Origin of the sequence: Erythrobacter sp. NE805 (genome assembly GCF_046452355.1) — a bacterium.
In the GTDB taxonomy this organism is placed as follows: domain Bacteria; phylum Pseudomonadota; class Alphaproteobacteria; order Sphingomonadales; family Sphingomonadaceae; genus Erythrobacter.
In genome coordinates this window covers 47,632-72,016 of record NZ_JBKFDI010000005.1, presented here as the reverse complement: position 1 = coordinate 72,016, position 24,385 = coordinate 47,632, and the positions used below count along the sequence as shown (strand labels likewise).

25 protein-coding genes and 1 tRNA gene are annotated in these 24,385 nt (G+C 69.9%); 12 read left to right on the top strand and 14 right to left on the bottom strand.

The window, feature by feature from the left end; all coding sequences use genetic code 11:
• Positions 1-81 precede the first annotated feature (81 nt).
• Positions 82-423: an Mpo1-like protein gene (locus ACLBKU_RS16400; RefSeq protein ID WP_410180639.1), complete on the top strand. Its 342-nt coding sequence runs from the start codon at positions 82-84 to the stop codon at positions 421-423.
• Here ACLBKU_RS16400 and ACLBKU_RS16395 read toward each other — a convergent pair.
• Positions 420-596: a hypothetical protein gene (locus ACLBKU_RS16395; RefSeq protein ID WP_410180638.1), complete on the bottom strand. Its 177-nt coding sequence runs from the start codon at positions 594-596 to the stop codon at positions 420-422. The genes ACLBKU_RS16400 and ACLBKU_RS16395 overlap by 4 nt on opposite strands.
• 30 nt (positions 597-626) lie before the next feature.
• Here ACLBKU_RS16395 and ACLBKU_RS16390 point away from each other — a divergent pair, with 30 nt between their 5' ends.
• Complete coding sequence (locus tag ACLBKU_RS16390) at positions 627-1,505, top strand: LysR substrate-binding domain-containing protein (RefSeq protein WP_410180748.1); 879 nt, start codon at positions 627-629, stop codon at positions 1,503-1,505.
• 24 nt (positions 1,506-1,529) lie between these two features.
• Here ACLBKU_RS16390 and ACLBKU_RS16385 read toward each other — a convergent pair whose 3' ends face one another.
• Both ACLBKU_RS16385 and ACLBKU_RS16380 read right to left on the bottom strand, forming a co-directional pair.
• Positions 1,530-3,743, bottom strand: a complete 2,214-nt coding sequence (locus tag ACLBKU_RS16385) for a GH92 family glycosyl hydrolase (RefSeq protein WP_410180637.1) — start codon at positions 3,741-3,743, stop codon at positions 1,530-1,532.
• Positions 3,740-4,594 carry a hypothetical protein gene (locus ACLBKU_RS16380; protein ID WP_410180636.1) on the bottom strand — a complete coding sequence of 285 codons (855 nt, stop codon included), beginning with the start codon at positions 4,592-4,594 and terminating at the stop codon, positions 3,740-3,742. The genes ACLBKU_RS16385 and ACLBKU_RS16380 overlap by 4 nt, the downstream gene beginning before the upstream one ends.
• Before the next feature lie 184 nt (positions 4,595-4,778).
• Between ACLBKU_RS16380 and ACLBKU_RS16375 the strand changes: the two genes are divergently transcribed.
• A complete protein-coding gene (locus ACLBKU_RS16375; protein ID WP_410180635.1) occupies positions 4,779-5,615 on the top strand; it encodes an AraC family transcriptional regulator in 837 nt (278 codons plus the stop codon).
• On the opposite strand, the gene ACLBKU_RS16370 is transcribed toward ACLBKU_RS16375, so the two are convergent.
• The gene (locus ACLBKU_RS16370) at positions 5,616-7,160 is read right to left on the bottom strand and encodes an alpha-amylase family glycosyl hydrolase (protein WP_410180634.1); all 1,545 of its coding nucleotides are present in this window, start codon (positions 7,158-7,160) and stop codon (positions 5,616-5,618) included.
• 155 nt (positions 7,161-7,315) lie between these two features.
• Between ACLBKU_RS16370 and ACLBKU_RS16365 the strand changes: the two genes are divergently transcribed.
• The 3 genes from ACLBKU_RS16365 to ACLBKU_RS16355 all read left to right on the top strand — a co-directional run bounded on the left by ACLBKU_RS16365 (position 7,316) and on the right by ACLBKU_RS16355 (position 9,501).
• Positions 7,316-8,491, top strand: a complete 1,176-nt coding sequence (locus ACLBKU_RS16365; RefSeq protein WP_410180633.1) for a cytochrome P450 — start codon at positions 7,316-7,318, stop codon at positions 8,489-8,491.
• A gap of 104 nt (positions 8,492-8,595) precedes the next feature.
• Complete coding sequence (locus ACLBKU_RS16360; RefSeq protein WP_410180632.1) at positions 8,596-8,916, top strand: hypothetical protein; 321 nt, start codon at positions 8,596-8,598, stop codon at positions 8,914-8,916.
• Positions 8,917-8,940: 24 nt separating this feature from the next.
• Positions 8,941-9,501 carry a hypothetical protein gene (locus tag ACLBKU_RS16355; protein ID WP_410180631.1) on the top strand — a complete coding sequence of 187 codons (561 nt, stop codon included), beginning with the start codon at positions 8,941-8,943 and terminating at the stop codon, positions 9,499-9,501.
• Between the two features lie 7 nt (positions 9,502-9,508).
• Here the strand turns inward: ACLBKU_RS16355 and ACLBKU_RS16350 are convergent.
• The 6 genes from ACLBKU_RS16350 to ACLBKU_RS16325 form a co-directional block, all read right to left on the bottom strand.
• A tRNA-Met gene (locus tag ACLBKU_RS16350) sits at positions 9,509-9,585 on the bottom strand.
• Positions 9,586-9,694: 109 nt separating this feature from the next.
• Entirely contained in the window at positions 9,695-10,225 is a 531-nt protein-coding gene (locus tag ACLBKU_RS16345; RefSeq protein WP_410180630.1) for a 2'-5' RNA ligase family protein, read from the bottom strand.
• Positions 10,226-10,280: 55 nt separating this feature from the next.
• Positions 10,281-11,246 carry an endolytic transglycosylase MltG gene (mltG, locus tag ACLBKU_RS16340; RefSeq protein ID WP_410180629.1) on the bottom strand — a complete coding sequence of 322 codons (966 nt, stop codon included), beginning with the start codon at positions 11,244-11,246 and terminating at the stop codon, positions 10,281-10,283.
• A 4-nt stretch (positions 11,247-11,250) separates the two neighbouring features.
• A complete protein-coding gene (gene fabF / locus ACLBKU_RS16335) occupies positions 11,251-12,510 on the bottom strand; it encodes a beta-ketoacyl-ACP synthase II (RefSeq protein WP_410180628.1) in 1,260 nt (419 codons plus the stop codon).
• A 139-nt stretch (positions 12,511-12,649) separates the two neighbouring features.
• Positions 12,650-12,886, bottom strand: coding sequence for an acyl carrier protein (locus ACLBKU_RS16330; RefSeq protein ID WP_017666217.1), 237 nt, complete (start codon positions 12,884-12,886; stop codon positions 12,650-12,652).
• A gap of 93 nt (positions 12,887-12,979) precedes the next feature.
• Positions 12,980-13,954, bottom strand: coding sequence for a hypothetical protein (locus ACLBKU_RS16325; RefSeq protein ID WP_410180627.1), 975 nt, complete (start codon positions 13,952-13,954; stop codon positions 12,980-12,982).
• A gap of 88 nt (positions 13,955-14,042) precedes the next feature.
• Here ACLBKU_RS16325 and ACLBKU_RS16320 point away from each other — a divergent pair, with 88 nt between their 5' ends.
• Positions 14,043-15,059: a histone deacetylase family protein gene (locus tag ACLBKU_RS16320; protein WP_410180626.1), complete on the top strand. Its 1,017-nt coding sequence runs from the start codon at positions 14,043-14,045 to the stop codon at positions 15,057-15,059.
• On the opposite strand, the gene aspS is transcribed toward ACLBKU_RS16320, so the two are convergent.
• A complete protein-coding gene (gene aspS, locus ACLBKU_RS16315) occupies positions 15,056-16,852 on the bottom strand; it encodes an aspartate--tRNA ligase (RefSeq protein WP_410180625.1) in 1,797 nt (598 codons plus the stop codon). The two genes, ACLBKU_RS16320 and aspS, sit on opposite strands and share 4 nt — an antisense overlap.
• A gap of 290 nt (positions 16,853-17,142) precedes the next feature.
• Between aspS and rnd the strand changes: the two genes are divergently transcribed.
• From rnd to ACLBKU_RS16300, 3 genes are all read left to right on the top strand, one after another.
• On the top strand, positions 17,143-18,339 hold the full coding sequence (gene rnd / locus ACLBKU_RS16310) for a ribonuclease D (RefSeq protein ID WP_410180624.1): 1,197 nt from the start codon (positions 17,143-17,145) through the stop codon (positions 18,337-18,339).
• A gap of 10 nt (positions 18,340-18,349) precedes the next feature.
• Positions 18,350-19,246, top strand: a complete 897-nt coding sequence (locus ACLBKU_RS16305; protein ID WP_410180623.1) for a hydrogen peroxide-inducible genes activator — start codon at positions 18,350-18,352, stop codon at positions 19,244-19,246.
• 93 nt (positions 19,247-19,339) lie between these two features.
• Positions 19,340-19,684 carry a hypothetical protein gene (locus ACLBKU_RS16300; protein WP_410180622.1) on the top strand — a complete coding sequence of 115 codons (345 nt, stop codon included), beginning with the start codon at positions 19,340-19,342 and terminating at the stop codon, positions 19,682-19,684.
• 9 nt (positions 19,685-19,693) lie between these two features.
• Here ACLBKU_RS16300 and ACLBKU_RS16295 read toward each other — a convergent pair whose 3' ends face one another.
• Both ACLBKU_RS16295 and pgsA read right to left on the bottom strand, forming a co-directional pair.
• The gene (locus ACLBKU_RS16295; protein ID WP_410180621.1) at positions 19,694-20,038 is read right to left on the bottom strand and encodes a hypothetical protein; all 345 of its coding nucleotides are present in this window, start codon (positions 20,036-20,038) and stop codon (positions 19,694-19,696) included.
• Positions 20,039-20,091: 53 nt separating this feature from the next.
• Complete coding sequence (pgsA, locus tag ACLBKU_RS16290; protein ID WP_410180620.1) at positions 20,092-20,700, bottom strand: CDP-diacylglycerol--glycerol-3-phosphate 3-phosphatidyltransferase; 609 nt, start codon at positions 20,698-20,700, stop codon at positions 20,092-20,094.
• A gap of 140 nt (positions 20,701-20,840) precedes the next feature.
• On the opposite strand from pgsA, the gene ACLBKU_RS16285 reads away from it, so the two are divergent.
• Complete coding sequence (locus ACLBKU_RS16285) at positions 20,841-22,160, top strand: MFS transporter (protein ID WP_410180619.1); 1,320 nt, start codon at positions 20,841-20,843, stop codon at positions 22,158-22,160.
• A 7-nt stretch (positions 22,161-22,167) separates the two neighbouring features.
• Here ACLBKU_RS16285 and ACLBKU_RS16280 read toward each other — a convergent pair whose 3' ends face one another.
• The gene (locus ACLBKU_RS16280; RefSeq protein WP_410180618.1) at positions 22,168-22,359 is read right to left on the bottom strand and encodes a hypothetical protein; all 192 of its coding nucleotides are present in this window, start codon (positions 22,357-22,359) and stop codon (positions 22,168-22,170) included.
• A 182-nt stretch (positions 22,360-22,541) separates the two neighbouring features.
• On the opposite strand from ACLBKU_RS16280, the gene ACLBKU_RS16275 reads away from it, so the two are divergent.
• Entirely contained in the window at positions 22,542-24,233 is a 1,692-nt protein-coding gene (locus ACLBKU_RS16275) for a thiamine pyrophosphate-binding protein (RefSeq protein ID WP_410180617.1), read from the top strand.
• Positions 24,234-24,385 lie beyond the last annotated feature (152 nt).

Below are 24,385 nucleotides of genomic sequence, written 5' to 3'. Positions count from 1 at the left end.
ACAGAAGCGTCGAAGTCGAATCAGAATTATTGCATTCCGTTCGGAAATTCGTCACAGCTGCGGCACAGGATGGAGGGCTCTATGAAAGCGACCGAGGAAACCTTCGAGCAATTCTGGCTGCGCTATCTCGGCGCCCACGCCAATCCGGTGTGCCGGGGCTTCCACTATGCCGCCTCGACCTGGGCGCTGGCCTGCCTCGCGGCGCTCGCGATCACGCGCGAGCCGCTTGCCCTGCTGGCCGGGTTCGTCGGGGCCTACGGGCTCGCCTGGATCGGGCACTTCTTCGTCGAGGGCAACACCCCGCTCGCCTTCACCCGCCCGCTCTATTCGCTGGTCGCCGATTACCGGATGTTCTTCTGCGCACTGACCGGACGGCTCGGCACCGAGCTCGAACGCGCCGGCGTCGCCCCCCGCCGGGGCTAGCCCGCACCGGCGGCGCGCTGCAGCTCGCGCAGCTTGGCGATCGCGATGTCGCCGTGCGCGTCGCGGGTCCGCCACGAGGAGACGCTGATCCGCGACGCCGTCCGCCCGCGCCAGACGGCGCCGCCGCGTCGCGCCGTGCGAGCGCCGCTCCGACCGACGATTCTCCTCGACAAGGATGTGAGGATTGTTCACGTGCCTTGGCGATGCAGATCCCCTCGCTCCAGACGCTGCGCGCGCTCGAGGCGGCGGCCCGGCTTGGCAGCTACACGCGTGCCGCGGCCGAGCTCGGCCTCACGCATGGCGCGATCAGCCACCGCCTGCGCGCGCTCGAGGAGCGGCTCGGCCATGCGCTGTTCACCCGCGAGGGCAACGGCATGCGCGCGACGCCCGAGGCGCTGCGGCTGCTCGTGCCGGTCCGCGAAGCGCTCGCCCTGCTCGCGGCGGCCTTTCCGGCAGGCGCGGGCGAGCCGCAGGTGCTGCGCGTGAGCCTCCTGCCGAGCATGGCATCGCGCTGGCTGATGCCGCGCGTGGCGAAGTTCCGCGCCGCCCATCCGGGCATCGACCTCAGGATCGACGCCCGCCTCGAGCTTGCGCCCCTGGCCGCGGGCGGCGTCGACTGTGCGATCCGCTATGGTTCCGGCGACTGGCCCGGCGTGAGCGTGTCGAAGCTCGGCGACGAGGTGCTGTTTCCGGTCTGCACCGCCGGGTATCGCGACGCCCTGGGCCTCGCGAAGCCTGCCGATCTGCCGCGCGCGAGCCTGCTGCGGCACGACCGCCAGCTCTGGCGCCCCTGGCTGCTCGCGGCGGGCGTGGACCTCGCCGAGCCGCGCGAGGGTCCGTTCTTCTCGGACACGAACCTGATGCTCGATGCGGCGATCGCCGGCGAGGGTGTGGCGCTTGCCCGCGAACGGATCGTCGCCGGAGACCTCGCCAGCGGCCGGCTGGTCCGGCTCTTCGATATCGAGGTCGCGGATCGCTACGCCTATTTCTTCGTCCACCCGCACCGGCTCGAGCCGCGCAGCCGCAAGGCGGTGGAGTGCCTCGCACGGTGGGTGACGATGCAGTTCGCGCTCGCCGACTAGCGATCGGACGCGGGCGGGCGCGGCCTACTCGCCCGCGAAGGCGAGCGCGCCGCCCGCGAGCAGCGCCTCGTGGCTCACCCGGGTCAGCGGCGCTCCGCCGCGCAGGACGGCGTGCGGCGCATGGCCTTCCCCCTCACCCGGCGGCGGCGCGGTGATGGTGAGCACCTTGCCGCCCGCCAGCCGGAGCTGCGCGCGCGTCACCAGCGGGCGGCCGAGCACGTATTCGCCGCTCGCCGGCACCACGGGGTAGAAGCCGAGCGTCGCGAAGACATACCAGGCGCTCATCTGCCCCGCATCCTCGTTGCCGATCAACCCGTTGGGGGTGTCGGCGTAGAAGTCGCGCGCGATCCGGCGGACCAGCGCCTGTCCGGTCTCGGGCCTGTCGGTGAAGGCGTAGAGCCAGGCGATGTGGTGGCTCGGCTCGTTGCCGTGCGCATACTGGCCGATCATCGCCTCCTGCCCGAGATAGGCCCAGCCCTCGAGCGGCTTCAGCTCGAAGAAGAAGGTGTCGAGCTTGCGGCGGAAGGCCTCGCGCCCGCCCATTGCCGCGATCAGCCCCTCGGGGTCGAACAGCGCCGGGGTCCAGCTGTATTGCCACGCATTCGCCTCGGTGTAGTCGCCCGGGTTGTTGAGCGGCGAGGTCGGCATCAGCGGATCGAAGGGAGTGCGCCAGCCGCCCTTGCTGTCGCGCCCGCGGGCAAGGCCGCTCGCCGGGTCGACGAGGTTGCGCCAGTTCCCGGCGCGCGCCCGGAACCGCTCGGCGAGTGCCGTCTCGCCGAGCATCGCCGCCATGCGCGCGGTCGCATCGTCGCCGATCCCGGCCTCGAGCGTGCGCGACACGGTCTCGCCCCCGGCGAGGTCGAAGGGGTAGTAGCCGTAGCGCTCGTAGAGCGACCAGGTGGAGAGCCCGCTCTCGACCGAGGAGCCGATGCGGCTGTCCTCGCTCGAGGTGCGGACCATCGCCGCGAGCGCGCGGTGGCCGTCGAAGCCGCGGAAGCCCTTCGCCCAGGCCTCGGCGATCACCGGCAGGGCCGGCTCGCCGATCATCGTGCCGGTCTCCCCGCCCCAGATCGTCCACATCGGCAGGCGGCCCGAGGCATCGGCATGGTCGAGCATGGTCAGCACGAAATCGTCGACCCGCTCGGGCACCACCAGCGTGTAAAGCCCGTGCGCGGCGCGGAAGGTGTCCCACAGCGAGAGGGTCGAGTAGCGGATGCCGCGCCCGGCTTTGCGCACCGCGCCGTCGGGACCGCGCCAGCGGCCGTCGGCATCGCTGATCCGGCTGGGGTGGAGGAAGGCGTGGTAGAGCGCGGTGTTGAAGATGCGCTGCTGGCGCCCCGGCGCCTCGATCGTGGCACGCGCGAGCAGGTCTTCCCACTGCGCCTGCGTGGCGGCGGCGACGGCGTCGAAGTCCCACCCCGGCGTGGTGTCGCGGTTGGCGCGGGCGCCGTCGGTGTCGACGCTCGAGAGCCCCGCCTTCATCTGCAGCACGCCCGCCTCGGGCAGATCGAAGGCGAGCAGGAAGCGCTGGGCGACATCGCCGGCGCGGCGCGGCAGTTCGATGTGCGCGGCGACCGGGTGATCGAAGACCAGCGCGAAGGCGACCGTCCGCGTGGTCCAGTTGGTGCGGCGCTGCCAGCCTTCGATCCCGTCGCGGGTCACGCCCGCCCGGGATTCGAGCACCGGCTGCGGGTCGGTGCGGAAGGTGAGGCCGTGCTGGAGATCGACCAGCACCCACACCCGCCCCCCGCCGCCCGCGAAGGTGTAGCGGTGGAAGGCGGTGAGCTCGCTCGCGGTCAGTTCCACGCGCACGTCGTTCTCGGCGAGCGTCACCGCGTAATAGCCGACCCGCGCGGTCTCGCCGGCCTTGTCGTAGGTGCTCGCGAAGTCGGCGCGGCGGGTGCGGCTCGGCATCACCAGCACGTCGCCGAGTTCGGGAATGCCGGTGCCGCTCGCCCGGTTCTGCGAGAAGCCGAGGATGCGCGGCGCGCGGTACTGGTAGCCCGAGGTGTATTCCCAGCCGGTGTTGCCGGTGTCGGGCCCCGGCTGGACCATGCCGAAGGGCGCGGCGGGGCCCGGGAAGGTGTGCCCCGTCCCGTCGGTGCCGATGAAGGGGTCGACATGGGCGGTGAGCGGCCCGGGCGTGGTCGCGTCCCCGGTCTGGCCGAGCGCCAGCGTCGCCCACAGCGCCAGCACGCCCGCCGCCACTAACCTGCTCCAGCGCAACACCGTTCTCATCCTCGTGCCCCTTTCCTGTCCGCCCCGTCGAGCCGCTCGGCCCGCGCCTGCGCCAGCGCCGAGAGCGCCAGGGCCTCGGCGAAGCGGTCGGAGGTCTCGGTCTGGTCGGCATAGTGGATCGGCCGCGCCTCCGGCCCCTCCCCGAGCCATGCCGGAAGCAGCTCGGGCGCGACCGACAGGACCGGCGGCAGGTCCGGACTGGCGCGGCGCACCGCGAGGCAGCGGTCGAGCGCGGCGCAATGGTCGGCGAAATGGGCCGAGGCGGGGTCGAGCGGGCGCTGGATCGCGCCGCTCGTCCCGAAGCGCAGCTGGAGCCCGGCGACCCGCGCGAAGACCGGGTCGCACCACGCGAGGCGCTCGGGGAATTCGCCGCCGTAGGTCATCTCGTGCCCCGTGTACCAGTGCGAGAAATCGAGCGTGAAGGTGAGCTGCGGGAAGAGCGCGACGAGGTCGAGGGTGCGGCGGATGTCCTGCGTCATCGTCGCCCGGTGGGTCTCGACGGGGAGCGGGTGGCCGGTGATCGCCGCGGCGTCGCAGACCGCCTCGGCCAGCCGGGCCATCGCGGCATCGCTCTCGAATCCGGTGCCGACGTGGAGCGTGGTGAAGTCGAGCCCCGCATCGGCATGGCGGCGGGCGAGCGGGAGCGCCTCCTCGGGGGCGCGGATGCGGGCCATGCCGCAGGGGATGAGACCCGCGGCGCGGATCGCCTCCCAGCCGTCCCACGCGACGACGCCTGCGAAGCCGTGGCGGCGCAGCAGCGCGAGTTGGCCCGCCAGGTCGAGGCCGTGGCCTTCCGACCCCGGCACGAGCCGCGCCATCCCGCCCAGACAAATGTCGCGCCTCAGGAGCACCTGTGCCCTTTCGCCCGTTCCTCTCACGGCGCCGAGACTACCCGGTCCGGCGCGCGCTGCGGCGCGGATCACGTTTGCGGCGGCTGCGAATTCCTGTCGCATCCTTGCTGTCGGTGCGGCGCCGGACGGCCAGCGATGCTTGCGGGAGCGTGACGCAGGCGCAAGAATGTCCTAACCTTGCCCTGTGGACAGCGGAACCCTTTGCGAACCCATCGCCCTTCCGGCGGCGACCTCGGTGCGGGTCGAGGCGGTCAGGCGGCCGGCCGGATCGGCCGCGCCCTCGCCCTTCCCGCACTTCCACGAGCCTGCCGAGCTGATCTGGTTCGAGCGCGCGCAGGGCGAGGTCATCACCGAGGCGGGCGCGCTGCCCATCGCCGCGGGCACCCTGCTCTACCTCCCCCCGATGGCCGCGCACGACTTCCGGCTCGAGGCCGGGGCAACCGACTGGGTGATCGTGCATTGCGACCCCGCAGCGATCGCCGATCCGGCGCGGGACGGCGGCGACCTCGCCCAGCTGCGCGTCCATTCCCCCGGGGAGCCGCAGCGCGCGCGGCTCGCGACCGGTTTCGCGTGGCTCGCAGCGCTCGCCGCCGAGGGCGGGCGCGCGGGCGACGTGCTGGCGCTGACCCAGCTGCTGCTCGGCGAGTTCCCGCGCGGCGCGGCTGCCGCGGGGCCCGCGGTCGGCGCGGCGCTGCACCGGCTGCGCCCGGCGCTCGACCTCGTCGCCGAAGCCGAGGGCCGGCTCGTCACGCTCGAGGAGGCGGCGGCGCGGTGCCTGCTCTCGCCGACCTATTTCTCGCGCGCCTTCGCGGCGCGGGTCGGGATGGGCTTTGCCGAATATGCGCGCCAGTATCGCCTGCGCGCCGCGGCCCGCAGCCTCACCACCGGCGCCGCGCGCGTCTCCGAGATCGCCTATGCGAGCGGCTTCCTCAACCCCTCGCACTTCTCGGCAGCGTTCCACAAGCGCTACGGCGTCTCGCCCTCGCAGTTCCGCAGGCTCCACCGCGCGCGCGGGAGCTGATCAGCGCGGCAGGCGGTAGAGCGCCGTCTGCCACGGCCGCAGCGCGCCGCTGTGCCCGGCGATCAGGTCGGCCCCGGGCGCGAGGCCGGCCGGCGGCACGATGGGCTGCGCGGAGAGGTTGGCGAGGATCACCAGCCGCTCCCCGCCCCCGCTGCGCCCCACCGCGAGGAGGCCCGCGGGGCTCTCGAGCACGGCCTCAGTCCCGCTGACCAGCGCCGGATGCGCCTGCCGCAGCGCGGCGAGGCGGCGGTAATGGGTCAGCAGCGCGCCGGGCTTGCCGTCCTGCTCCTCGACCGAGACCCCGTCATGATCGCGGGCGTAGCGCTGGTCCCAGTAGCGCTCGCCGGGGCGGCGATACCACAGCGCCTGCCCGGGCGCGGCGTCGGTCGCGGCCCACTTGAAGGCCTCGCGCACCGGGATGTGGTGCTCGTCGGTGGCATAGCCCGCATCGGTCGCCCCGCGCATCCCCAGCTCCTGCCCGTAATAGAGGATCGGCGTGCCCCTCAGCAGGAACATCAGCGCCGCCGCGCTGCGCAGCTTCTCGGGCGAGATGCCCGGGTCGGAGGCGATGCGGCTGACATCGTGGTTCTCGGCGAAGATCATCTGGGTCTTGCCGGGCGGCGTCACCGCGGCGGTGCGGGTGATCGCCGCGACGAGGGCCGCCTTGTCGAACTTGCGGATCGCGTCGTGGATCGGGAAGGCGAACACCGCGCTCACGTCGGCGCGGGCGAGGTAGTCCTCGCCATACTGCCAGTCCCACTGCTCGGCGAGGAAGGCGAGGTCGGGATTGGCCGCGCGCAGCTTGGCGAAGGCGGGGTTCCAGAAGTCGCGGAACAGGTCGGTGAGGAGCCCCTTGCTGTCGAGATCGTCCATCATGTGATCGAGCCGGAAGCCGTCGACCCCGTCGTCGAACCGCCCGTCGCCATTCGGATCGACCCAGCCCATTAGGTAGCGATCGAACCAGGCCTGCACGTCGCGGTTCTTGAGGTTGACCGTGGTCACACCGTGGGTGTCGCGGCCGAAATGGGCGATTTCCCTGAGGCCGAAGGGGCCCTCCTCGGCGATCCCCGCGGCGCGGTCGTCCCACAGCATCCAGTCGGCATAGGGCGAGGCGCGGTCGGCCGCCGCGGCGGTCCACCACGGATGGCCCTCGGCGAGATACTGGAACTCCATGTCGAGGAAGACCTTGATGCCCTTCGCATGGGCATCGGCGATCAGCCGCTGGAGATCCGCGCGCGTGCCGTAGCGCGGGTCGATCCCCTCGAAATCGGTCGCGAAGTAGTTGTGGTAGACCCGGCTCGGATAGAGCGGGGTCATCAGCACCGCGGTGACGCCGAGGCTCCGGAGATAGGGCAAGGCCTGGCGCACCCCCTCGAGGTCGCCGTGGCCGTCGCCGTTGCTGTCGCGGAAGCTGCGCTGGAAGACGTGGTAGACGACCTCGCCCTCGAGCACGTCCCGCGGTGGCGGCGGGGGCGCGGGTTCGGCGGCGAGCGGCGTCGCCAGCCATGCGAGCGCCGGCGCAAGGGCAGTAGCCATGCGTTTCATGATGTCTCTCTCCCCGTTTATCCGGCGAGGATAGACTGTCCCGTGCTTGCCGTCCGCCCGGCTTGTTTGCGGGGAACCTCACAAAATCTGTCGAAGCCTTGCGGCGCAGCGGGTTGCGCGAGACAAGCGGGGGCGGCTTCGCGCACAGACCGGGGGTGACCGACCCCGCCCCGCCCGCCGCCGCCCCCGAGGCGCCCGACCGCGATCCCTTCGCCACCGCGCGCCGCGGCGCGGGCGTGCTGCTGGCGGATTTCGACGGCGAGCCGATCCCGATGATCCTCGGCCACCGCGCGGTGCGCCGGGCGGCGCGCGACTGGACGACTTTCAGCTCCGATGCGCCGTGCCGCGTGCCGATCCCGGCGGAGACCGCGGTGCGCTCGGTCCGGCAATTGCCGATCGAGGCCGATCCTCCGCTCCACAAGGCGGCCCGCGACCTCCTCAGGCCGATCTTCATGCGCCCCGCCGCGCCCGACTATGCCGCGCGGATCGAAGACCTGGTCGCACGCTTGCTCTCGCCATTGGTGGGGGCAGGCGAGGTCGAGATCGTGCGCGGCTTCGCCCTCCCGCTCCAGTCGCTCGCCCTCGCCCACCTGCTCGGCATGCCCGAGAGCGCCGCGGAGGAGTGGATCGGCTGGGGCACCCACGTGTTCCGCGACGGGCCCGACAGCGCCGCGAAGGGCTCGGTGCTCGACGACTACATCCGCCGCCGGATCGCCACCGCGCGGACCGCGCCGGGGGAGGACCTGTTCGGCGCGATGACCGGGATGCGCCTCGAGGGCCGCCCGCTCACCGAGGACGAGATGGCCGGCATCGCCAACCTCGCCTTCGCCGGGGGGCGCGACACGGTGATCACCGCGATCGCCGAGATCGTCGCCTTCTTCGCCGGCGACCGCGCCGCGCTCGAAGCCTTGCGCGCCGAGCCGCGGCGGGTCGCGGCGGCGGTCGAGGAATTCATCCGCGTCACCACGCCGCTCACCCATATCGGCCGGGTCTGCCCGAACGGCGCCGCGGTCGGCCCCTACCCGGTCGCGCCCGACGCGCGGGTCTCGCTGTGCTGGGCTTCGGCCAATTTCGACGAGACCGTGTTCGACGCGCCCACCGAGGTTCGGCTCGACAGGATGCCCAACCCGCACCTGGGGTTCGGCAGCGGGCACCACACCTGCCTCGGCGCGGCGCAAGCGCGCACGATCCTGCGCGCGCTGATCCGGCAGCTGGGCGAGCAGACCGCGGCGATCGACATCCTCGCACAAGCCCGCGGCACGGAGCGCTTCGGCCCCGTCACCCGCACGGTCGGCTTCACCGAGCTGACGGTCCGCCTGCACGCGCAATAGGCAAGGCCGCGGCAGGGCACCTGTTCGCGCAGCCGCAATCCGCCGCGATCTCATGCCGGGTGTGATAGCGGAGGAGGAGCATCTAGCGAAGGCATATCCGTGCAGTGCCGGAGAAAGCCGCGTTCAAGATCACCTTCCCACGGGTTGAAGGTTATCAGCAGGCGATACAGCGCAGGCTGACGGTTGATTGGGAGAGCCTCGCTCCGACCAAGCTAGACGCAACCCGGATCGTGGCGACCGAAGTCGATGTGAAGCATCTCATGCCGGCGGCGAGTGCTGTGCGCACAATATCTGGTCCCGGCCGCATGGAGACTGTCACGCTTGACGCCTTTCGCTCGGGCCGCAGTGTGCAGGAGCTCTGTCACCCGGATGCAGGCAATCAGGCGGTGTTCGACCGCTTGACCCATCCACAGGGATGCAGGTGAATCGAACCGAAGGAAGGCAGCCCGATGTATATTGGTTCACGCAATGTGGGTCGCATTTCTGAGCGCATTGCCATGAACGAACTTGAGGCGCGTGGGTATGCGATCATTGACCTTGCATACGTCTCCAAGACCATAGCCAACGTCGATTTCATCGCCTCGAAGGGAGGAAAGAGCTTCAACGTCCAGGTGAAGGGGACTTCTCTGCAAGACGGAGACAAGCCAGCCGTTCAGTATGGGTTTTGCACCGCCGAGACCATTGCCGGCGCCAGCACCTTCTTCAACCGGCGAGACGACGCAGCACTCTCCGCTGACGTGGTGATCCTGCTCGCAGTCTACAGCCCGTCGAAGTATCGGGCCATAATCATGCCACACGAGGTGGCTGAGAGAGCGGCTCAGATCAATCTAAGCCGCTACTATCGGCGTCCCAGACTGGACGGGGGGACGAGGCAGCCCGGCAAGGTATGGCTTGCGCTTGAGGGTGCAAAGAACCCTCGCAAATCCGACCCAGAACAGGATGAAGAGCGCGGCCTTTTGCTGGAATACGAGAATCGCTGGGAGTTGCTCGACTTCAGTCGTGACATTTAACCGAAGTTGGTAGCGGAGGAGGGACTCGAACCCCCGACACGCGGATTATGATTCCGCTGCTCTAACCGGCTGAGCTACTCCGCCCCAGAGGGCATCCGGCGGCGATCCGGCCGGATTCGATCCGGGTGTCGGCCCGGGCGAGGCGCGCACTTAGGGCGCGGCGGGGGCGGGGTCAAGCCCCTTCGCCGCCCGCTCAGAGCCGCGCGCGGCCGCGGAAAGGGCTGGTCTTGATGTGCTCCCACGGCCCGCCGCGATAGCGGTGCAGCGCGAGCGCGGGCAAGGCGAAGGGACCTCGCGCGATCCACGGCGCGAGCACCGGCGGCAGGCTCGCCTGGAGCGCCCGCGCCTCCTCCTTGGTGACCTTGTTCTGGATGGTGACGTGCGGACGCGGCTCGTGGAGGTCCTGGGCGGTGAGGCTGCCGCGGAAGTGCTCGGCGATCAGCGCCCTTAGGTTCAGCAGCCCGGGCGCCTCGAGCTCGATCGCGGTGCCCTTGCCGAGGTCCATCACCCCCTTCACCGCTCCCTGCGGCGCGGCGAATTCGGCGGCGAGCTTCGGGATGAGCGCGCACAGCTCGTCGAGCAGCGCCGGGGCGAAGGCGTGGAACAGGGTGACGTGCGCGTGGAGGTGGTTGCGCTGCGGCGGGAAATGCGCGCGGCGCAGGCCTTCCGCAAAGCCCTGGAGATCGGGCGGGAGGACCGCGGTGAGGATGAAGGGATCGGCCATGGGGGCGCAGACTGGAAGGCGAGCGGCCCCGGATCAAGTGCGGGGCGACGGGGCGTTACATTTCCCCGCGTTCTCTCCGGATCGCATACCACTTGGCGACATTGGCATTGTGCTCGGCGAGGGTGTTGGCGAACCAGTGCCCGCCCGTCCCGTCGGCGACCATGAACAGGGCCGCGGTGTTCGCGGGGTTCATCACCGCGGCGATGCTCGCGCGCCCCGGGTTGGTGATCGGGCCTTCGGGAAGGCCAACCCTGGTATAGGTGTTGTAGCCGTTGACCGCGGCGATCTCCGACTGGCGGATGCGGCGGCCGAGCGGCTTGCCCTTGGTGATCGGGTAGATGATCGTCGGATCGGCTTGGAGCTTCATGCCCGTCTTCACCCGGTTCGAGTAGAGACCCGCGACCATCCGCCGCTCCTCGGGCTTGCCGGTCTCCTTCTCGACGATCGAGGCGAGCACCAGCGCCTCGCGCATGGTCGGCACGGCGACCCTCGGCGAGCGCCTCGCCCATTCCTCGGCGAGCGCCCGGTCCATCGCCGCCTGCATCTGTTCGACGAGGCTCTTGCGGGTCTGGCCGCGCTCGAAGGCGTAGGTGTCGGGGAGGATCGAGCCCTCGGGCGGCACCGGCACCTCGCCGGTCAGCAGCGGCTCGGCCATCAGCCGCTCCCAGACGAGGATCGAGGGCATTCCTTCCGGGATCGTCACGAAGCGGCGGATCACCTTGCCCGACTGGAAGGCGGCGAGGATGTCGCCCTGGCTCATGTCGGGGGTGAGCAGGAACTCGCCCGCCTGGATCGGCGCGTCCGAGCCGAAGATGCGCGCCTGGAGGAGGAAGCCGGAGGCCGAGGTGACCAGCCCCTCGGCCTCGAGCTTGTCGGCGACCGTGGCGACCGAGGCGCCCTCGGGGATGGTGAAGCTCGTGTCCCTGGCGATGGTCGCCGAGCCGAACAGCATCCACGCCGCCACCAGCCCCGCCGCCGCGAGGCCGAGCACCAGCAGCACCAGTGCCCGCGCGCGCGTCACGGTGTCAGCCCAGCTTCTGCATGATGATCGAGGCGTTGGTGCCGCCGAAGCCGAAGGAGTTGTTGAGCACCGCGCGGACCTGGCGCTTCTTCGCCACCAGCGGCACGAGGTCGATGCCCTCGGTGCCCTCGTCGGGATCGTGGAGGTTCAATGTCGGCGGCACGATCTGGTCGCGCATCGCGAGGATGCAGAAGATCGCCTCGACCGCACCCGCACCGCCGAGGAGGTGGCCGATGGCGCTCTTGGTCGAGGACATCGATGCGCCGCCGAGGTCGTCGCCCAGCACGCGCTTGATCGCGGCAAGCTCGATGGTGTCCGCCATGGTCGAGGTGCCGTGGGCGTTGATGTAGTCGATGTCGCCCGGCCCGAGGCCCGCCTTCCTCAGCGCCATGCGCATGGCGAGTTCCGCGCCGCGGCCTTCCGGATGCGGAGCGGTGACGTGATAGGCGTCGCCCGAGAGGCCGTAGCCGGTGACTTCGGCATAGATCTTCGCGCCGCGGGCCTTGGCGCGCTCGTATTCCTCGAGCACCACGACGCCCGCGCCCTCGCCCATGACGAAGCCGTCGCGGTTGCGGTCATAGGGGCGGCTCGCCTCCTTGGGCCGGTCGTTCATGCTCATGTTGAGCGCGCGCGCCTGGGCGAAGCCGGCGATGCCGAGCGGGTTGACGGTGCTCTCCGACCCGCCCGCGAGCATGATGTCGGCATCGTCCATCGCGATCATCCGCGCCGCATCGCCGATCGAGTGCGCGCCCGTAGAGCAGGCGGTGACGACCGCGTGGTTCGGGCCCATGAAGCCGTACTTGATCTGCACCTGCCCGGTGATGAGGTTGATGAGCCGCCCGTGGACGAAGTGCGGCGAGACGCGCCCCGGACCGCGTTCGTGGAGGTTGACGCTCTCGAGCTCGATCCCCGGCAGGCCGCCGATGCCGGAGCCGATCGAGCAGCCGGTGCGCTCCTTCTCGGCCTGGGTCATGTCGGTGAGGCCGGCGTCTTCGAGCGCCTGCCCGGCGGCGTCGATGCCGTAGAAGATGAAGGGATCGACCTGGCGCTGCACCTTGTGGTCGACGCGCTTGTCGGGGTCGAAGCCCCAGGGGTGATCCTTGGGCTTCACTTCGCAGGCGATCGTGCACTTCTGGTTCGAGGCGTCGAAGCGGGTGATCGGCCCCGCCCCGCTCTCGCCGGCGATGAGGTTCGCCCAGGAGGTCTCGACGTCGCCGCCCAGCGGGGTGACAAGACCGAGGCCGGTAACAACCACACGGCGCATTGGTGTTCTCCGAAATAGCAACAGGCCCAGACCCGTTCGGGCTGAGCCTGTCGAAGCCCCGTTTTTTCTTCCAGCGCTATGCCAGCAAGCAAGGACGGCCCTTCGACAAGCTCAGGGCGAACGGGAGTTTAGGCCGTGATCAGCCCTTGTGCTCTTCGATGTACTTGGTGGCGTCGCCGACCGTGGTGATCTTCTCGGCCGCATCGTCGGGGATTTCGACGCCAAATTCCTCTTCGAAGGCCATCACCAGCTCGACGATGTCGAGGCTGTCGGCGCCCAGATCGTCGATGAAGCTCGCATCCTGAGTGACCTTGTCGGCTTCCACGCCGAGGTGCTCGACGACAATCTTGGCCACCCGGTCGGCAGTATCGCTCATGGTATTCCCTCTTGAAACTGGGGTTAGATAAGTCGCCCTCGCCCTAATGAAGGGCGAGGGGATGCGCAAGTGGGGATGAGGGGCCGCCTTGCCCTAGCGGCCGGCCCTCAGGTCGCGCTGGGTCTCGGCGCGGCGGCGCGAGACGATCCGCTCGAGCCCCTGCACCGCCTCGATCTTGCCGGGCTTGAGCGCGAGCACCTCCCGGTAATGCGCCTCGGCGGAAGCGAGATCGCCCTCGCCCTCGCGGCACAAGCCGATGTTGAAGACCAGCGAGACCGCGGACGGGTTGGCCGCCTCGAGCGCGGAGAAGGCACGGCAGGCCCCGGCGACGTCGCTCTTGGTGAGGCGGATCGCGGCCTTGAAGGCGTTGTGGTCCGGTTTGGCGACGCCCTCGCGCGTCTCGAGCACGCGGATGTCCTCGGCGCGGAATTCCGGGGCGAGGTCGTGGCGCACGTCGCCGGCGAAACCGCGGGCGAGCTCCTCGACCATCGAATCGACGGCGGGTGTGCGCTCCTCGTCCTTGCAGAAGCGGCTGCCGAGGACGCGGGTGTCGCCCTTGGCGTAGAGCAGCTCGCCCCCGCGCGCGACCAGCCGCACCTCGGGGCGCAGGGTGACCTCGCGGGCGCGGCAGGGGTAGGTGACCTTCTTCCGCTCGGTGCACTGGCCGTTGGCGCGCGCCACGCACTCCTCGACCTCCTTGGTGCCGGAATCGACATCGCGCCAGGTCACCTCGGCGATCCCGCGCATCACCGCGTCGGGGCCGCCGTCGCGCCCGGGCGCGCGGCTCCCGGTGCCGCCGTCATAGGTGTAGCTGTCGCCGAAGGCGGGCGCGGTGAAGGTGAGGGCGAACCACGGCTCGCCGTCGATCACCGCGCCGCGCAGCGCGGAATCGATCGCGAAGGCGAGCCGCTCGCCGCCGCGCCCGGAGAAGTCGCCGATCGCGATCGAGCGGGCGCGCGAGGGGGCGTCGGTGCCGGCGGCATAGACCCCCGCGACGGGCAGCGTCTCGGCCTGCACCGCGACGCTGCACAGCGCCGCGCCCAATCCGATCGTCCACGCAAGCCGCATCGCCCTCGCTCCCCCTGTTGCCGGGCGAAATCTTGCAGGCTTCGCGGGACCTTGCAAGGTGCTGCGCTGCCGTGCGAAGCCGCGCGTCATGCTGACCTTCTGCTCCCCTGCGCAAAGCTCCCACGCCCCGCTGCGCGAACTCCACAATGGCGGGTGGATGGACCATGCCGAAAGCCCCGCGAGGCTCGCATCGATGCGCGCGGCGCTCGGCGCAGTGCGCGAGCCTGCCGACCATGGCCTTGCCCCGATCCTCGCTGTCCACGACGCGGGCTACGTCGCCTTCCTGCAAGGCGCGCATGACGCGTGGCTTGCGGCGGGACGCGAGGGCGATGCGATCCCCTATGCCTTCCCGGTGCGCGGGCGGCGGCCGCTCGCGCTCGAGCGGATCGACGCGCGGCTCGGGCGATACGGCTTCGACGCGGCGACGCCCATCGCCGCGGGCACCTGGGCCTCGGCCTACGGCGCGGCGCAGTCGGCCTTGAGCGCTTTGGACGCGGTCGCCAGCGGAGAGGTGCGGCAGGCCTTCGCGCTGTGCCGCCCGCCGGGGCACCACGCGGGGGCGGACTATTTCGGCGGCTATTGCTACCTCAACAACGCCGCCATCGCCGCTCGGGCGGCGGCGGCGCGCGGGCTCGGCCCGGTCGCGGTGCTCGATGTCGACTACCACCACGGCAACGGCACGCAGGACATCTTCCACGAGGACGGGAGCGTGTTCTTCGTCTCGATCCACGCCGATCCGGTCAGGGACTACCCCTACTACTGGGGCCACGCCGACGAGCGCGGCGCGGGCGACGGCGAAGGCGCGACCCTCAACCTGCCACTGCCGCGCGGGACCCGCTGGGATACCTACGAGGGCGCGCTCGGCAAGGCATTGGAGGCCATCGCGGCCTTTGGCGCGAAGACGCTGATCGTCAGCTACGGCGCGGACACCTTCGAGAGCGACCCGATCTCGCACTTCGCCCTGACCACCGACGACATGGCGCGCATCGGCGCGGGGGTAGCGACGCTCGGCCTGCCCACGGTCACCGTGATGGAAGGCGGCTACGACGTCGCGGCGCTGGGGCGCAACGTCGCGGCCTTCCTCGCAGGGCTGGAGGGCACCTAGGCCCCGCCGACCGGCTTCACCGGCGGCTCGACGACCCGCAGGTGCAGCTCGCGCAGCGCCCGCGGCTCGGCGGGGCTCGGCGCACCCATGAGGAGGTCCTCGGCGCGCTGGTTCATCGGGAAGAGCGAGATCTCGCGCAAGTTTCTAGCCCCGCACAGCAGCATCACGATGCGGTCCACCCCCGCCGCCATCCCCCCGTGCGGCGGCGCGCCGTACTGGAAGGCGCGGTACATGCCCCCGAAGCGCTCCTCGACATCCGCCTTGGAGAGGCCGACGATCTCGAAGGCCTTCACCATCGTATCCGGCTTGTGGTTGCGGATCGATCCGCTCGCGATCTCGTAGCCGTTGCACACGAGGTCGTACTGGAACGCCTTGATGGTGAGCGGGTCCTGCCCCTCCAAGGCCTCGATCCCGCCCTGCGGCATCGAGAAGGGGTTGTGGGAGAAGTCGACCTTCTTCTCGTCCTCGTTCCATTCGTAGAAGGGGAAGTCGACGATCCAGGCGAGGGCAAAGGCGTTCTCGTCGATGAGGCCGAGTTCCTCGCCCACCCGGATGCGCGCGGCACCGGCGAGCTTGGCGGCGTCGGCTTCCTTGCCTGCGGCAAAGAACAACCCGTCGTTCTCGCCGAGGCCGAGTTCGGCATAGAGCTCGGCCATGCGCTCGGGCCCGTGGTTCTTGGCGATCGGCCCGCCGAACTCGCCCCCCTTGCGGGTGACATAGCCGAGGCCCGCATAGCCTTCCTTGCGCGCCCAGTCGTTCATGTCGTCGAAGAACTTGCGGCTCTTCTCGTGGGTCGCGGGCGCGGGGATGACGCGCACGACGCCGCCGCCGCCGACGATCTTTTCGAAGAGGCCGAAGCCCGACTGCGTGAAGTGCGACGAGACGTCGCTGATGATCAGCGGGTTGCGCAGGTCGGGCTTGTCCGAGCCGTACTTCAGCATCGCCTCGTCATAGGGGATGCGCGGGAACTGGCCCGCCGGCGTCACCTTCTTGTCGCCCGCGAAGGCGGCGAAGGTGCCCTGGATGACGGGCTCCATCGTCTCCCATACCTCTTCCTGGGTGACGAAGCTCATCTCGAGGTCGAGCTGGTAGAACTCGCCCGGCAGGCGGTCGGCGCGGGGGTCCTCGTCGCGGAAGCAGGGGGCGATCTGGAAATAGCGGTCGAAGCCGGCAACCATCAGCAGCTGCTTGTACTGCTGCGGCGCCTGGGGAAGCGCGTAGAACTTGCCGGCATGGATGCGGCTCGGCACGAGGAAGTCGCGCGCGCCTTCGGGCGAAGAAGCCGTCAGAATAGGCGTCGAGAACTCGTTGAACCCCGCCGCCGCCATCCGCGCCCGCATGTCGGCGATCACCGCGACGCGGGTCATGATGTTGCGGTGGAGCGTCTCGCGGCGCAGGTCGAGGAAGCGGTACTTGAGGCGGATGTCCTCGGGGTAAGGCTGCTCGTCGGCGACCGGCATCGGCAGCTCCTCGGCGGCGCTCTGGACGGTAATGCCGCGGGCGAAGACCTCGATCGCGCCGGTGGCGAGGTTCGGGTTCACCGTCTCGGGGATGCGCGCCTTGACCGTCCCCTCGATGGTGACGACGCTCTCGACGCGCAGGCCTTCCAGAACGGGAAGCGCCGGGCTGTCGGTGTCGGCGACGATCTGGGTGATGCCGTAGTGGTCGCGCAGGTCGACGAACAGCACGCCGCCGTGGTCGCGCTTGCGGTGGATCCAGCCCGACAGGCGGACGGTCTCGCCCACTTGGGTCAGGGAGAGCTGGGCGCAGGTGTGCGTGCGGTAGGGGTGCATTTGCCGATTGTTCCGAAACAGGTGGGAAGCGAAGGCGCGCCTCTAGGCGAGGCGGGGCGGTAAATCCAGTGCGGGCGTGCGCGGGAAGCGCCCTTGCCGGTGCGGCGAGATGTGGATGGCTTGCGGCGGGCCTCTAAACTCTTGTCCCCGGACGCGGTATCACGCTAGGGCGCGCCGGCGCGGGGCCGGCCGGCAGCGCGCACGAGGGACGCCTTCCGCTCGCGGGAGCGGGGGCCGACCGGGACTGGTCCCGAGGGCGGCACTCCGCCTGTCAGATGCGAAACGAGAACATGAAAATCCATCCCCTGATCACCACCACGGAGGCGCTCTGCGACCTCTGCACGCGCCTTGCCAAGTCGGACTTCGTCGCGGTCGACACCGAGTTCATGCGCGAGAACACCTACTGGCCCGAGCTGTGCCTGGTGCAGATCGCCAACACCCAAGAGGCCGCCGCGATCGACCCGATGGCGCCGGGGATCGACCTCAAGCCGCTGCTCGATCTGCTCACCGACAACGAGGAGGTGCTCAAGGTCTTCCACGCCGGGGGGCAGGATGTCGAGATCATCGTCAACCTCACCGGCAAGACCCCGCACCCCATATTCGACACCCAGATCGCGATGATGGCGATCAGCCAGTCCGAACAGATCGGCTACGCGAACCTCGTCGAGACCTGGGTCGGCCTTACCATCGACAAGGGCGCGCGTTTCACCGACTGGAGCCGCCGTCCGCTGACCGACCGGCAGATCGAATATGCGATCGGCGACGTCACCCACCTCGCCGCGATCTTCCCCAAGATCCTCAAGAAGCTCATCAAGACCGGCCGCGGGGTGTGGCTCGATGCCGAGATGGAGAAGCTCGCCGATCCCGCCAACTACCTCACCGATCCGGCGCTCGCCTGGAAGCGCATCCGCCAGCCGGGGCGCAATCCGCAGGTGCTCGGGCGGATGAAGGCATTAGCCGCGTGGCGCGAGAGCGAGGCGCAGCACAAGAACATCCCGCGCGGCCGGATCATGCGCGACGAAACGCTGGCCGACATCGCCTCGCACCCCCCCAAGGCGCAGGCCGACCTCGCCAAGGTGCGCGGGCTCTCGGCCGCATGGAAGGACAACGACATCGGCAAGCGGCTGATGAAGGTGCTCGCCGAGGCCGAGCCCCTGCCGAAGAACGAGATGCCCGAGAAGATCAAGCAGGGCGCCCCGCTCGGCAAGGAGGGCGCGCTGGTGGCGGACCTGTTGAAGCTGCTGCTGAAAATCCGCGCCCGCGAGATCGACGTCGCCCCGCGCCTGCTCACCCGCGCCGACGAGATGGAGGCGCTCGCCGCCGGCGCGCGCGACCTGCCGGTGCTGCAGGGCTGGCGCTACGAGGTGTTCGGCAAGGACGCATTGGACCTCGTCGAGGGCAAGCTCGCCTTCGCGGTCGAGAAGGGCAAGCTCAAGATGACCCATATCGACGACGTGGCGGCGCCCGACACGCTGGCGGCGGAATAGCGCACAGGGCGTGTCCACCTACCTCCCCACCATCAAGCAGCTGCAATATCTCGTGGCGCTCCACGAGCATGGGCATTTCGGCAAGGCGGCGGACGCGAGCTTCGTCTCGCAGTCGACCCTCTCGGCGGGCATCCGCGAGCTCGAATCCCTGCTCGGCGTCACGCTGGTCGAGCGTTCGCGCCGGGTCGTGCGCTTCACCGCGCTCGGCGAGCAGGTGGTGGCCAAGGCCAACCGGCTACTCCGGGAGGCGGAGGAGCTCGCCGATCTCGTCCAGGCCTCGGGCAAGCCGCTGGTGGGCGAATTGCGCATGAGCGTCATCCCCACAATCGCTCCTTTCCTGCTGCCGCGCATCCTCCCGCGCCTGAAGCGCGAGCGGCCCGACCTCAAGCTCATGCTGCGCGAGGAGACCAGCCAGGACGCGCTCGAATCGCTCCACCACGGGCGGGTCGATTGCGTGCTGCTCGCCCTGCCCTTCGACACCGGCGACGCGGCGATCGCGCCGATCGCCGAGGACCGCCTGTTCGTCGCCTTTCCCAAGGACGACCCGCGCGATCCCCCGGCGAGCGTTCCCCCCGAGATGATCGACACCGGGCGGCTCCTCCTGCTCGAGGACGGGCACTGCCTGCGCGACCACGCCCTCGCCGCCTGCTCTCGCTCCGAACTGCGGGCGAGCGCGGCGATGATCGGCACCTCGCTCCACACCCTCGTCCAGCTGGTCGACAACGATCTCGGGCTCACCATGCTCCCCGAGATGGCGCTGAAGGCGGGCATCCTCGCCGGAACCGAGGTCGTCGCGCGGCCCGTCGACAGCCCGACGGCGAAGCGCGAGATCGTGCTCGCCTGGCGCCGCAACTCCCCGCGCGAGGCGGACTTCCGGCTGCTCGCCGAGGAACTGCGCGCGGGATGAGCCGCAGGACGTTTTCCTAACAAATGTTATAGTTATTGCGAGATGCCGACTGGTGTGACACACCATCGACAGGGGTCTGGGGGGGGGGCCGGCATGACCCAGGCATCGACAGCAGGCGGCTGGCTGGTCGAGCGGATCGGGGCGCAGCGTTCGATCGTCCTGGCGATGATGATCGGAGTGACGGCCAGCGTCGCGATGGGGCTCGCCCAGCCGCTGTGGCACGATCCGCGGGTGCTGATCGGCTACGTCGTCGCGATGGAGGTGGAGCGGCTGCTCTTCTTCATCGCCGCGCTGACGCTGGCGATGCGGATGTGCAACCCCGCGGTCTCCGCGACCCAGTTCACGATCTACATGGCGGTGAGCAATTTCGGGCGGCCGACCGGCGCGGCGCTGGCGGCGAGCACCGCGGGGGCGGGGAACGCGCCCGAGTTCGATTAGCGGCGGGGCTTACTCCCCCAGCGCGAGGCCGAGCGCCAGTCCCGCGCCGATCGCGATGCGCCAGCGGCGCGAGGGGAGGCCGAGCCGCGGCCGCCTGCGCTGCGGCTCGGGCGCGGGCGCGGGGCGGGTGTCGAAGGCGGCGAGGTCCGCCGCCGCGCCGGGCCAGCGCCGCTCGAGTTCGCGGGTGCAGTCGTGGACATCCTCGGCGAGGAGCTCGGCATCGGCGAGGAGTGCGGTCGCGCGGGTGTAGCGGCCCTCGCCCAGCGCATCGCGCGCCGCGACCTGGCGCCGCCTCGCCTCTGCGGCGAGCGCGCGGACGAAAGCCGCTGCTGGGGGCGAGTCCCCTGATCCCATGCGCGGCATTCTACCCCGAAGCGCCGGCCTCCCGCCAGAGCGCAATTCTTGCATCAGTCCATGTGCTTGAGGCCGACCCTCAGGTAGTCCCAGCCGGTGATGCAGGTCAGCACCGCGGCGGTCCACAGCGAGACGAGGCCGACGAGGTGCACCCAGCTCCGCGCGATCGTCCCGCAGCCCTCGCCGACCGACTGGCACGGCGCCCCGTGCACCGCCCCGCCGAGGATCAGCGCGCCCAAGGCCACGAGCTGGAAGGTCGTCTTCCACTTGGCAAGCGCCGAGACCGGGACCGAGACCTGGATCCCGCCGAGGAATTCGCGCAGCCCCGAAACCGCGATCTCGCGCACCAGGATGACGAGCCCGGCGATCACGTGGATGTCGCCCGCATAGGGCCCCCTGAGATACCCCTGCGCGGTCAGCACCAGGATCACCGCTGCGACCATGATCTTGTCGGCGATCGGATCGAGGAAGATCCCGAGCTTCGAAACGGTCCCCTGCGCGCGGGCGAGGTAGCCGTCGAAGAAGTCGGTGATGGCGATGATGCAGTAGAGCACGAAGCCGATCAGATAGCCCAGCCGCCACTCCGGCCACCACAGGAAGAAGGCGAGCAGCGGCACCGCGAAGATGCGCGAGGCGGTGAGGATATTGGGCAGGCTCTGCATAGGTCCGCCCCCGCTCTAGCGCGACAAACGCGGGCGCAAAACCCCCCGCCGTCACCCGCCGCGCGAGCGCGCGCTCTTGTGAAACGCGCACCCGCCGCTATGTCGCGACAGACAGACAGGGAAACCGGCGCCGCCTTCGCATGACCACATCGACCCAACTGATGCGCCGGCGGCGGTTCCTGCCGCTGTTCCTGACCCAGCTCCTCAACGCGCTCAACGACAATCTCTACAAGAACGCGATGGTGCTCTTCGTGGTCTACTCGGTCTATGATTCGCCCGAGATGGAGACCCTCGTCAGCGGCTTCGCGACCGCGCTCTTCGTGCTGCCCTTCGTGCTGTTCTCGGCAACCTCGGGCCAGCTCGCAGACATGCGCGACAAGACCAAGATCATCCGCTGGATCAAGTTCGCCGAGATCATCATCATGTCGGTGGGCGCGACCGGGCTGCTGCTCGCCTCCAAGGGCCTGCACGTGAACACCCTCGCGATCCCGCTGATGTTCGCCGCGCTCTTCGCGATGGGGATGCATTCGACCTTCTTCGGCCCGATCAAATACGCGATCCTCCCCCAGCATCTCGAGAAGGACGAGGTGCTCGCCGGCACCGGGCTCGTCGAGGCGGGGACCTATGTGGCGATCCTCGTCGGCATGATCCTCGGCGGGGCGATGCACGTGATGGACAGCGTGGTGGCGGTGATCGCCATCGCGGTGATCGGCTACCTCGTGTGCCGCTGGGTCCCGCCTGCGCCCCCGCAGACCACCGAGACCCGGGTCGACTGGAACCCGATCCGCGCCTCCAAGGACCTCATCGCCTTCTCGATGGGCAATCTCGAGCTCAGATATTCGGTGCTCGCGATAAGCTATTTCTGGACCATCGCGGCGATTCTCTCGGTGCAGTTCATCCCGCTCGCCAAGAACGTGCTGCTCGCCGACAAGCAGGTCGCCGCGGTGATGCTGGTCGCCTTCTCGGCCGGGATCGCGATCGGTTCGGTGTCGATCAATGCCCTCCTCAAGGGCGACATCTCGGCGCGCTATTCGGCCCCTTCCGTACTGGTGCTCGGCGGGCTGCTCATCACCTTCTGGCTGATCTGCCGCACCTGGAACCTCGTGCCGGCGAACGGCGGGTTGTTCGGGGTCGCCGAGTTCCTCGAACAGCCGATGGCGCTGGTGCTGCTCGCCAACCTCCTCGCCATCGCGATTGCGGGGGGAATGTTCGTGGTGCCGCTCTACGCCTTCCTCACGACCCGCGTCGACAAGTCCGAGGCGAGCCGCTCGGTCGCGGCCAACAACTTCATTTCCTCCGTGTTCATGGTGGCGGGCGCAGGGGTGGCGGGCGTGCTCGGCTATTTCGGCATCCCGCTTGCCGAGCAGCTGCTGATCAGCCTCGTGCTGTGCCTGCTCTCCGCGCAGCTCGCGCGCAAGCTTCACCGGGTCGAGGGGCTGAGGGACGCCGAGCCCGCCTGAGCAAGCCTCAGAGAATGAAGGCGAAGATCGCGAGCGTCAGCGCGACATAGGTGCTCGCGACCCCGCGCACGTCCTCGGCGGTGAGGCGCCACAGGCTCTCGGCGGGAATCGGGATCAGGTCGCGCTTCACGTGCGGCGGCAGGCTCGCCCGGAACCAGTGGCGGGCGCTCTCGTCGGTGAGGACCAGGCTGCGGCGCATGATCGCGAATCTCCCATGGCAGGGAACGAGATTTTAAGACATTCTTAACCTTTGGAAACGTTCTGCGACGAAAATGTCGCAAGCTGGGACAAGTCGCAGCGCGCCGGGGACAAGCCGGCCCGGTTTGCGCCCGCGCGGCCTGCGCGTTAGAGGCTCGGGCGAGGACGACGGGAGAAATGCAAATGCCTGATTCCACGCGCGCGCCAACGCGCAGCGCCGCGGCCCTGCTGGTCGACTGCCTCGCCGCCGAGGGCTGCGAGCGGATCTTCACCGTCCCCGGCGAGAGCTTCCTCGCGGTGCTCGACGCCCTGCCCGAGCGCCCGGAGATCGACGTCGTCACCTGCCGCCAGGAAGGCGGCGCGGCCTTCATGGCCTGCGCCGACGGCAGCATGACGGGCCGCCCCGGCATCGCCTTCGTCACCCGCGGCCCGGGCGCGACCAATGCCAGCATCGGCGTCCATGTCGCGCACCAGGATTCGCAAGCCATGATCCTCTTCGTCGGCGACGTCGCGCGGGGTGCGCAGGGGCGCGAGGGCTTTCAGGAGATCGACTTCCCCGCCTTCTTCGCGCCCATCGCCAAGTGGGCGGCGCGGATCGACGATCCCACCCGCATTCCCGAATACATCGCCCGCGCCTACGCGGTCGCGATCAGCGGGCGGCCCGGCCCAGTGGTCCTCGCCCTGCCCGAGGATATGCTCGTCGAGCAGGTCCCCGCCAGCCTCGCCCCCCGCCCCGCTTCGGTGCGCCCGGCGCAGGCGGTGTGCCCCGACGCGATGAACGCGCTCTTCGACCTGATCGCCGACGCCGCCAGCCCGATCGCGATCATCGGCGGCGCGGGGTGGAACGCCAAGGCGCGCCAGCACTTCCAGGGCTTCGCAGAGACAATCGGCCTTCCCGTCGCGACCGCCTTCCGCCGCCAGGACGCCATCAGCCCCTCCTCGCCGGTCTATGCCGGGAACCTCGGCTATGGCCCCAATCCGAAACTCGTCGAGCGGGTGCGGGGCGCCGACCTGATCCTCGCGGTGGGCGCGCGGCTCGGCGAGGCGACCACCGACGGCTACACCGTGCCCAGCCTCGAGCACCCGGGGCAGACCCTCGTCCACGTCCACCCCGACCCCGAGGAGCTCGGCCGCGTCTACCGCACCGACCTCGCACTGTGCTGTTCGGTCGATGAGTTCGCCGAATGCGCGATGCTGTGGGAGGACGCCGGCGTGATCCCCTTCGATGCGGGCGCCGAGGCCCATGCCGAGTGGGAGGAATGGGCGACGCCGAAGCCCTCCGAGGCGCGGATCGACCTTGCCATGTGCGTTGCGGCGATGCGCGAGACGCTCCCCGCCGACACGATCGTCGCCAACGGGGCGGGCAATTTCGCGGGCTGGTGGCACCGCTACTGGCGCTACGAGGCTTTTCCGGGCCAGCTCGCACCGACCTGCGGAGCGATGGGCTACGGTGTCCCCGCCGCCATCGCCGCCGCCTTGCGCTTTCCCGATCGGACCGTCGTCGCGGTCGCCGGGGACGGGGACTTCCTGATGAACGGGCAAGAGCTCGCCACGGCGGCGCAAGCCGGTGCCTCGCTGATCGTGGTGGTGGTCGACAACGGCGCCTATGGCACGATCCGGATGCACCAGGAGCGCGAATATCCGGGCCGGGTCTCGGCGACCGTGCTCGCGAACCCGGACTTCGCGAAGCTCGCGGAAGCCTACGGCGCCTGGGCCGCGCGGGTCGAGACAACTGATGAATTCGTCGCCGCGCTCGGCGAGGCGAAGGACCGGACGGGCATCCGCCTGATCCACGCGCTCACCGATGTCGAAAACATCGCGGCGAGCGGCGCGACGATCAGCGGCTTGCGCGCGCGGGCGAAGGCGACAGTCTGAGGTCGCGGGAGACAAGGGGGTGGCAGGGCGTGCCGGGAGCGGGTCCGGCTGGCCCCCAGCTAGATCGGGCGAAGGAGCCTCCAGACCCCTGTCAGACCCCTCTCACACCCCCGCTAGACCCCCCTTTTGCCCCCCCTCGCAGCGATGTTTCA

What these genes read in the sequence shown, in the direction of transcription:
- ACLBKU_RS16280 (WP_410180618.1), bottom strand. Translation starts at nt 22,359, where the DNA reads ATGCGCCGCAGCCTGGTCCTCACCGACGAGAGCGCCCGCCACTGGTTC.
- ACLBKU_RS16390 (WP_410180748.1), top strand. Translation starts at nt 627, where the DNA reads ATGCAGATCCCCTCGCTCCAGACGCTGCGCGCGCTCGAGGCGGCGGCC.
- ACLBKU_RS16275 (WP_410180617.1), top strand. Translation starts at nt 22,542, where the DNA reads ATGCCTGATTCCACGCGCGCGCCAACGCGCAGCGCCGCGGCCCTGCTG.
- ACLBKU_RS16320 (WP_410180626.1), top strand. Translation starts at nt 14,043, where the DNA reads ATGCTGACCTTCTGCTCCCCTGCGCAAAGCTCCCACGCCCCGCTGCGC.
- ACLBKU_RS16355 (WP_410180631.1), top strand. Translation starts at nt 8,941, where the DNA reads ATGTATATTGGTTCACGCAATGTGGGTCGCATTTCTGAGCGCATTGCC.
- ACLBKU_RS16285 (WP_410180619.1), top strand. Translation starts at nt 20,841, where the DNA reads ATGACCACATCGACCCAACTGATGCGCCGGCGGCGGTTCCTGCCGCTG.
- pgsA (WP_410180620.1), bottom strand. Translation starts at nt 20,700, where the DNA reads ATGCAGAGCCTGCCCAATATCCTCACCGCCTCGCGCATCTTCGCGGTG.
- ACLBKU_RS16325 (WP_410180627.1), bottom strand. Translation starts at nt 13,954, where the DNA reads ATGCGGCTTGCGTGGACGATCGGATTGGGCGCGGCGCTGTGCAGCGTC.
- ACLBKU_RS16300 (WP_410180622.1), top strand. Translation starts at nt 19,340, where the DNA reads ATGACCCAGGCATCGACAGCAGGCGGCTGGCTGGTCGAGCGGATCGGG.
- ACLBKU_RS16295 (WP_410180621.1), bottom strand. Translation starts at nt 20,038, where the DNA reads ATGGGATCAGGGGACTCGCCCCCAGCAGCGGCTTTCGTCCGCGCGCTC.
- ACLBKU_RS16330 (WP_017666217.1), bottom strand. Translation starts at nt 12,886, where the DNA reads ATGAGCGATACTGCCGACCGGGTGGCCAAGATTGTCGTCGAGCACCTC.
- fabF (WP_410180628.1), bottom strand. Translation starts at nt 12,510, where the DNA reads ATGCGCCGTGTGGTTGTTACCGGCCTCGGTCTTGTCACCCCGCTGGGC.
- ACLBKU_RS16370 (WP_410180634.1), bottom strand. Translation starts at nt 7,160, where the DNA reads ATGAAACGCATGGCTACTGCCCTTGCGCCGGCGCTCGCATGGCTGGCG.
- ACLBKU_RS16385 (WP_410180637.1), bottom strand. Translation starts at nt 3,743, where the DNA reads ATGAGAACGGTGTTGCGCTGGAGCAGGTTAGTGGCGGCGGGCGTGCTG.
- rnd (WP_410180624.1), top strand. Translation starts at nt 17,143, where the DNA reads ATGAAAATCCATCCCCTGATCACCACCACGGAGGCGCTCTGCGACCTC.
- ACLBKU_RS16345 (WP_410180630.1), bottom strand. Translation starts at nt 10,225, where the DNA reads ATGGCCGATCCCTTCATCCTCACCGCGGTCCTCCCGCCCGATCTCCAG.
- ACLBKU_RS16400 (WP_410180639.1), top strand. Translation starts at nt 82, where the DNA reads ATGAAAGCGACCGAGGAAACCTTCGAGCAATTCTGGCTGCGCTATCTC.
- aspS (WP_410180625.1), bottom strand. Translation starts at nt 16,852, where the DNA reads ATGCACCCCTACCGCACGCACACCTGCGCCCAGCTCTCCCTGACCCAA.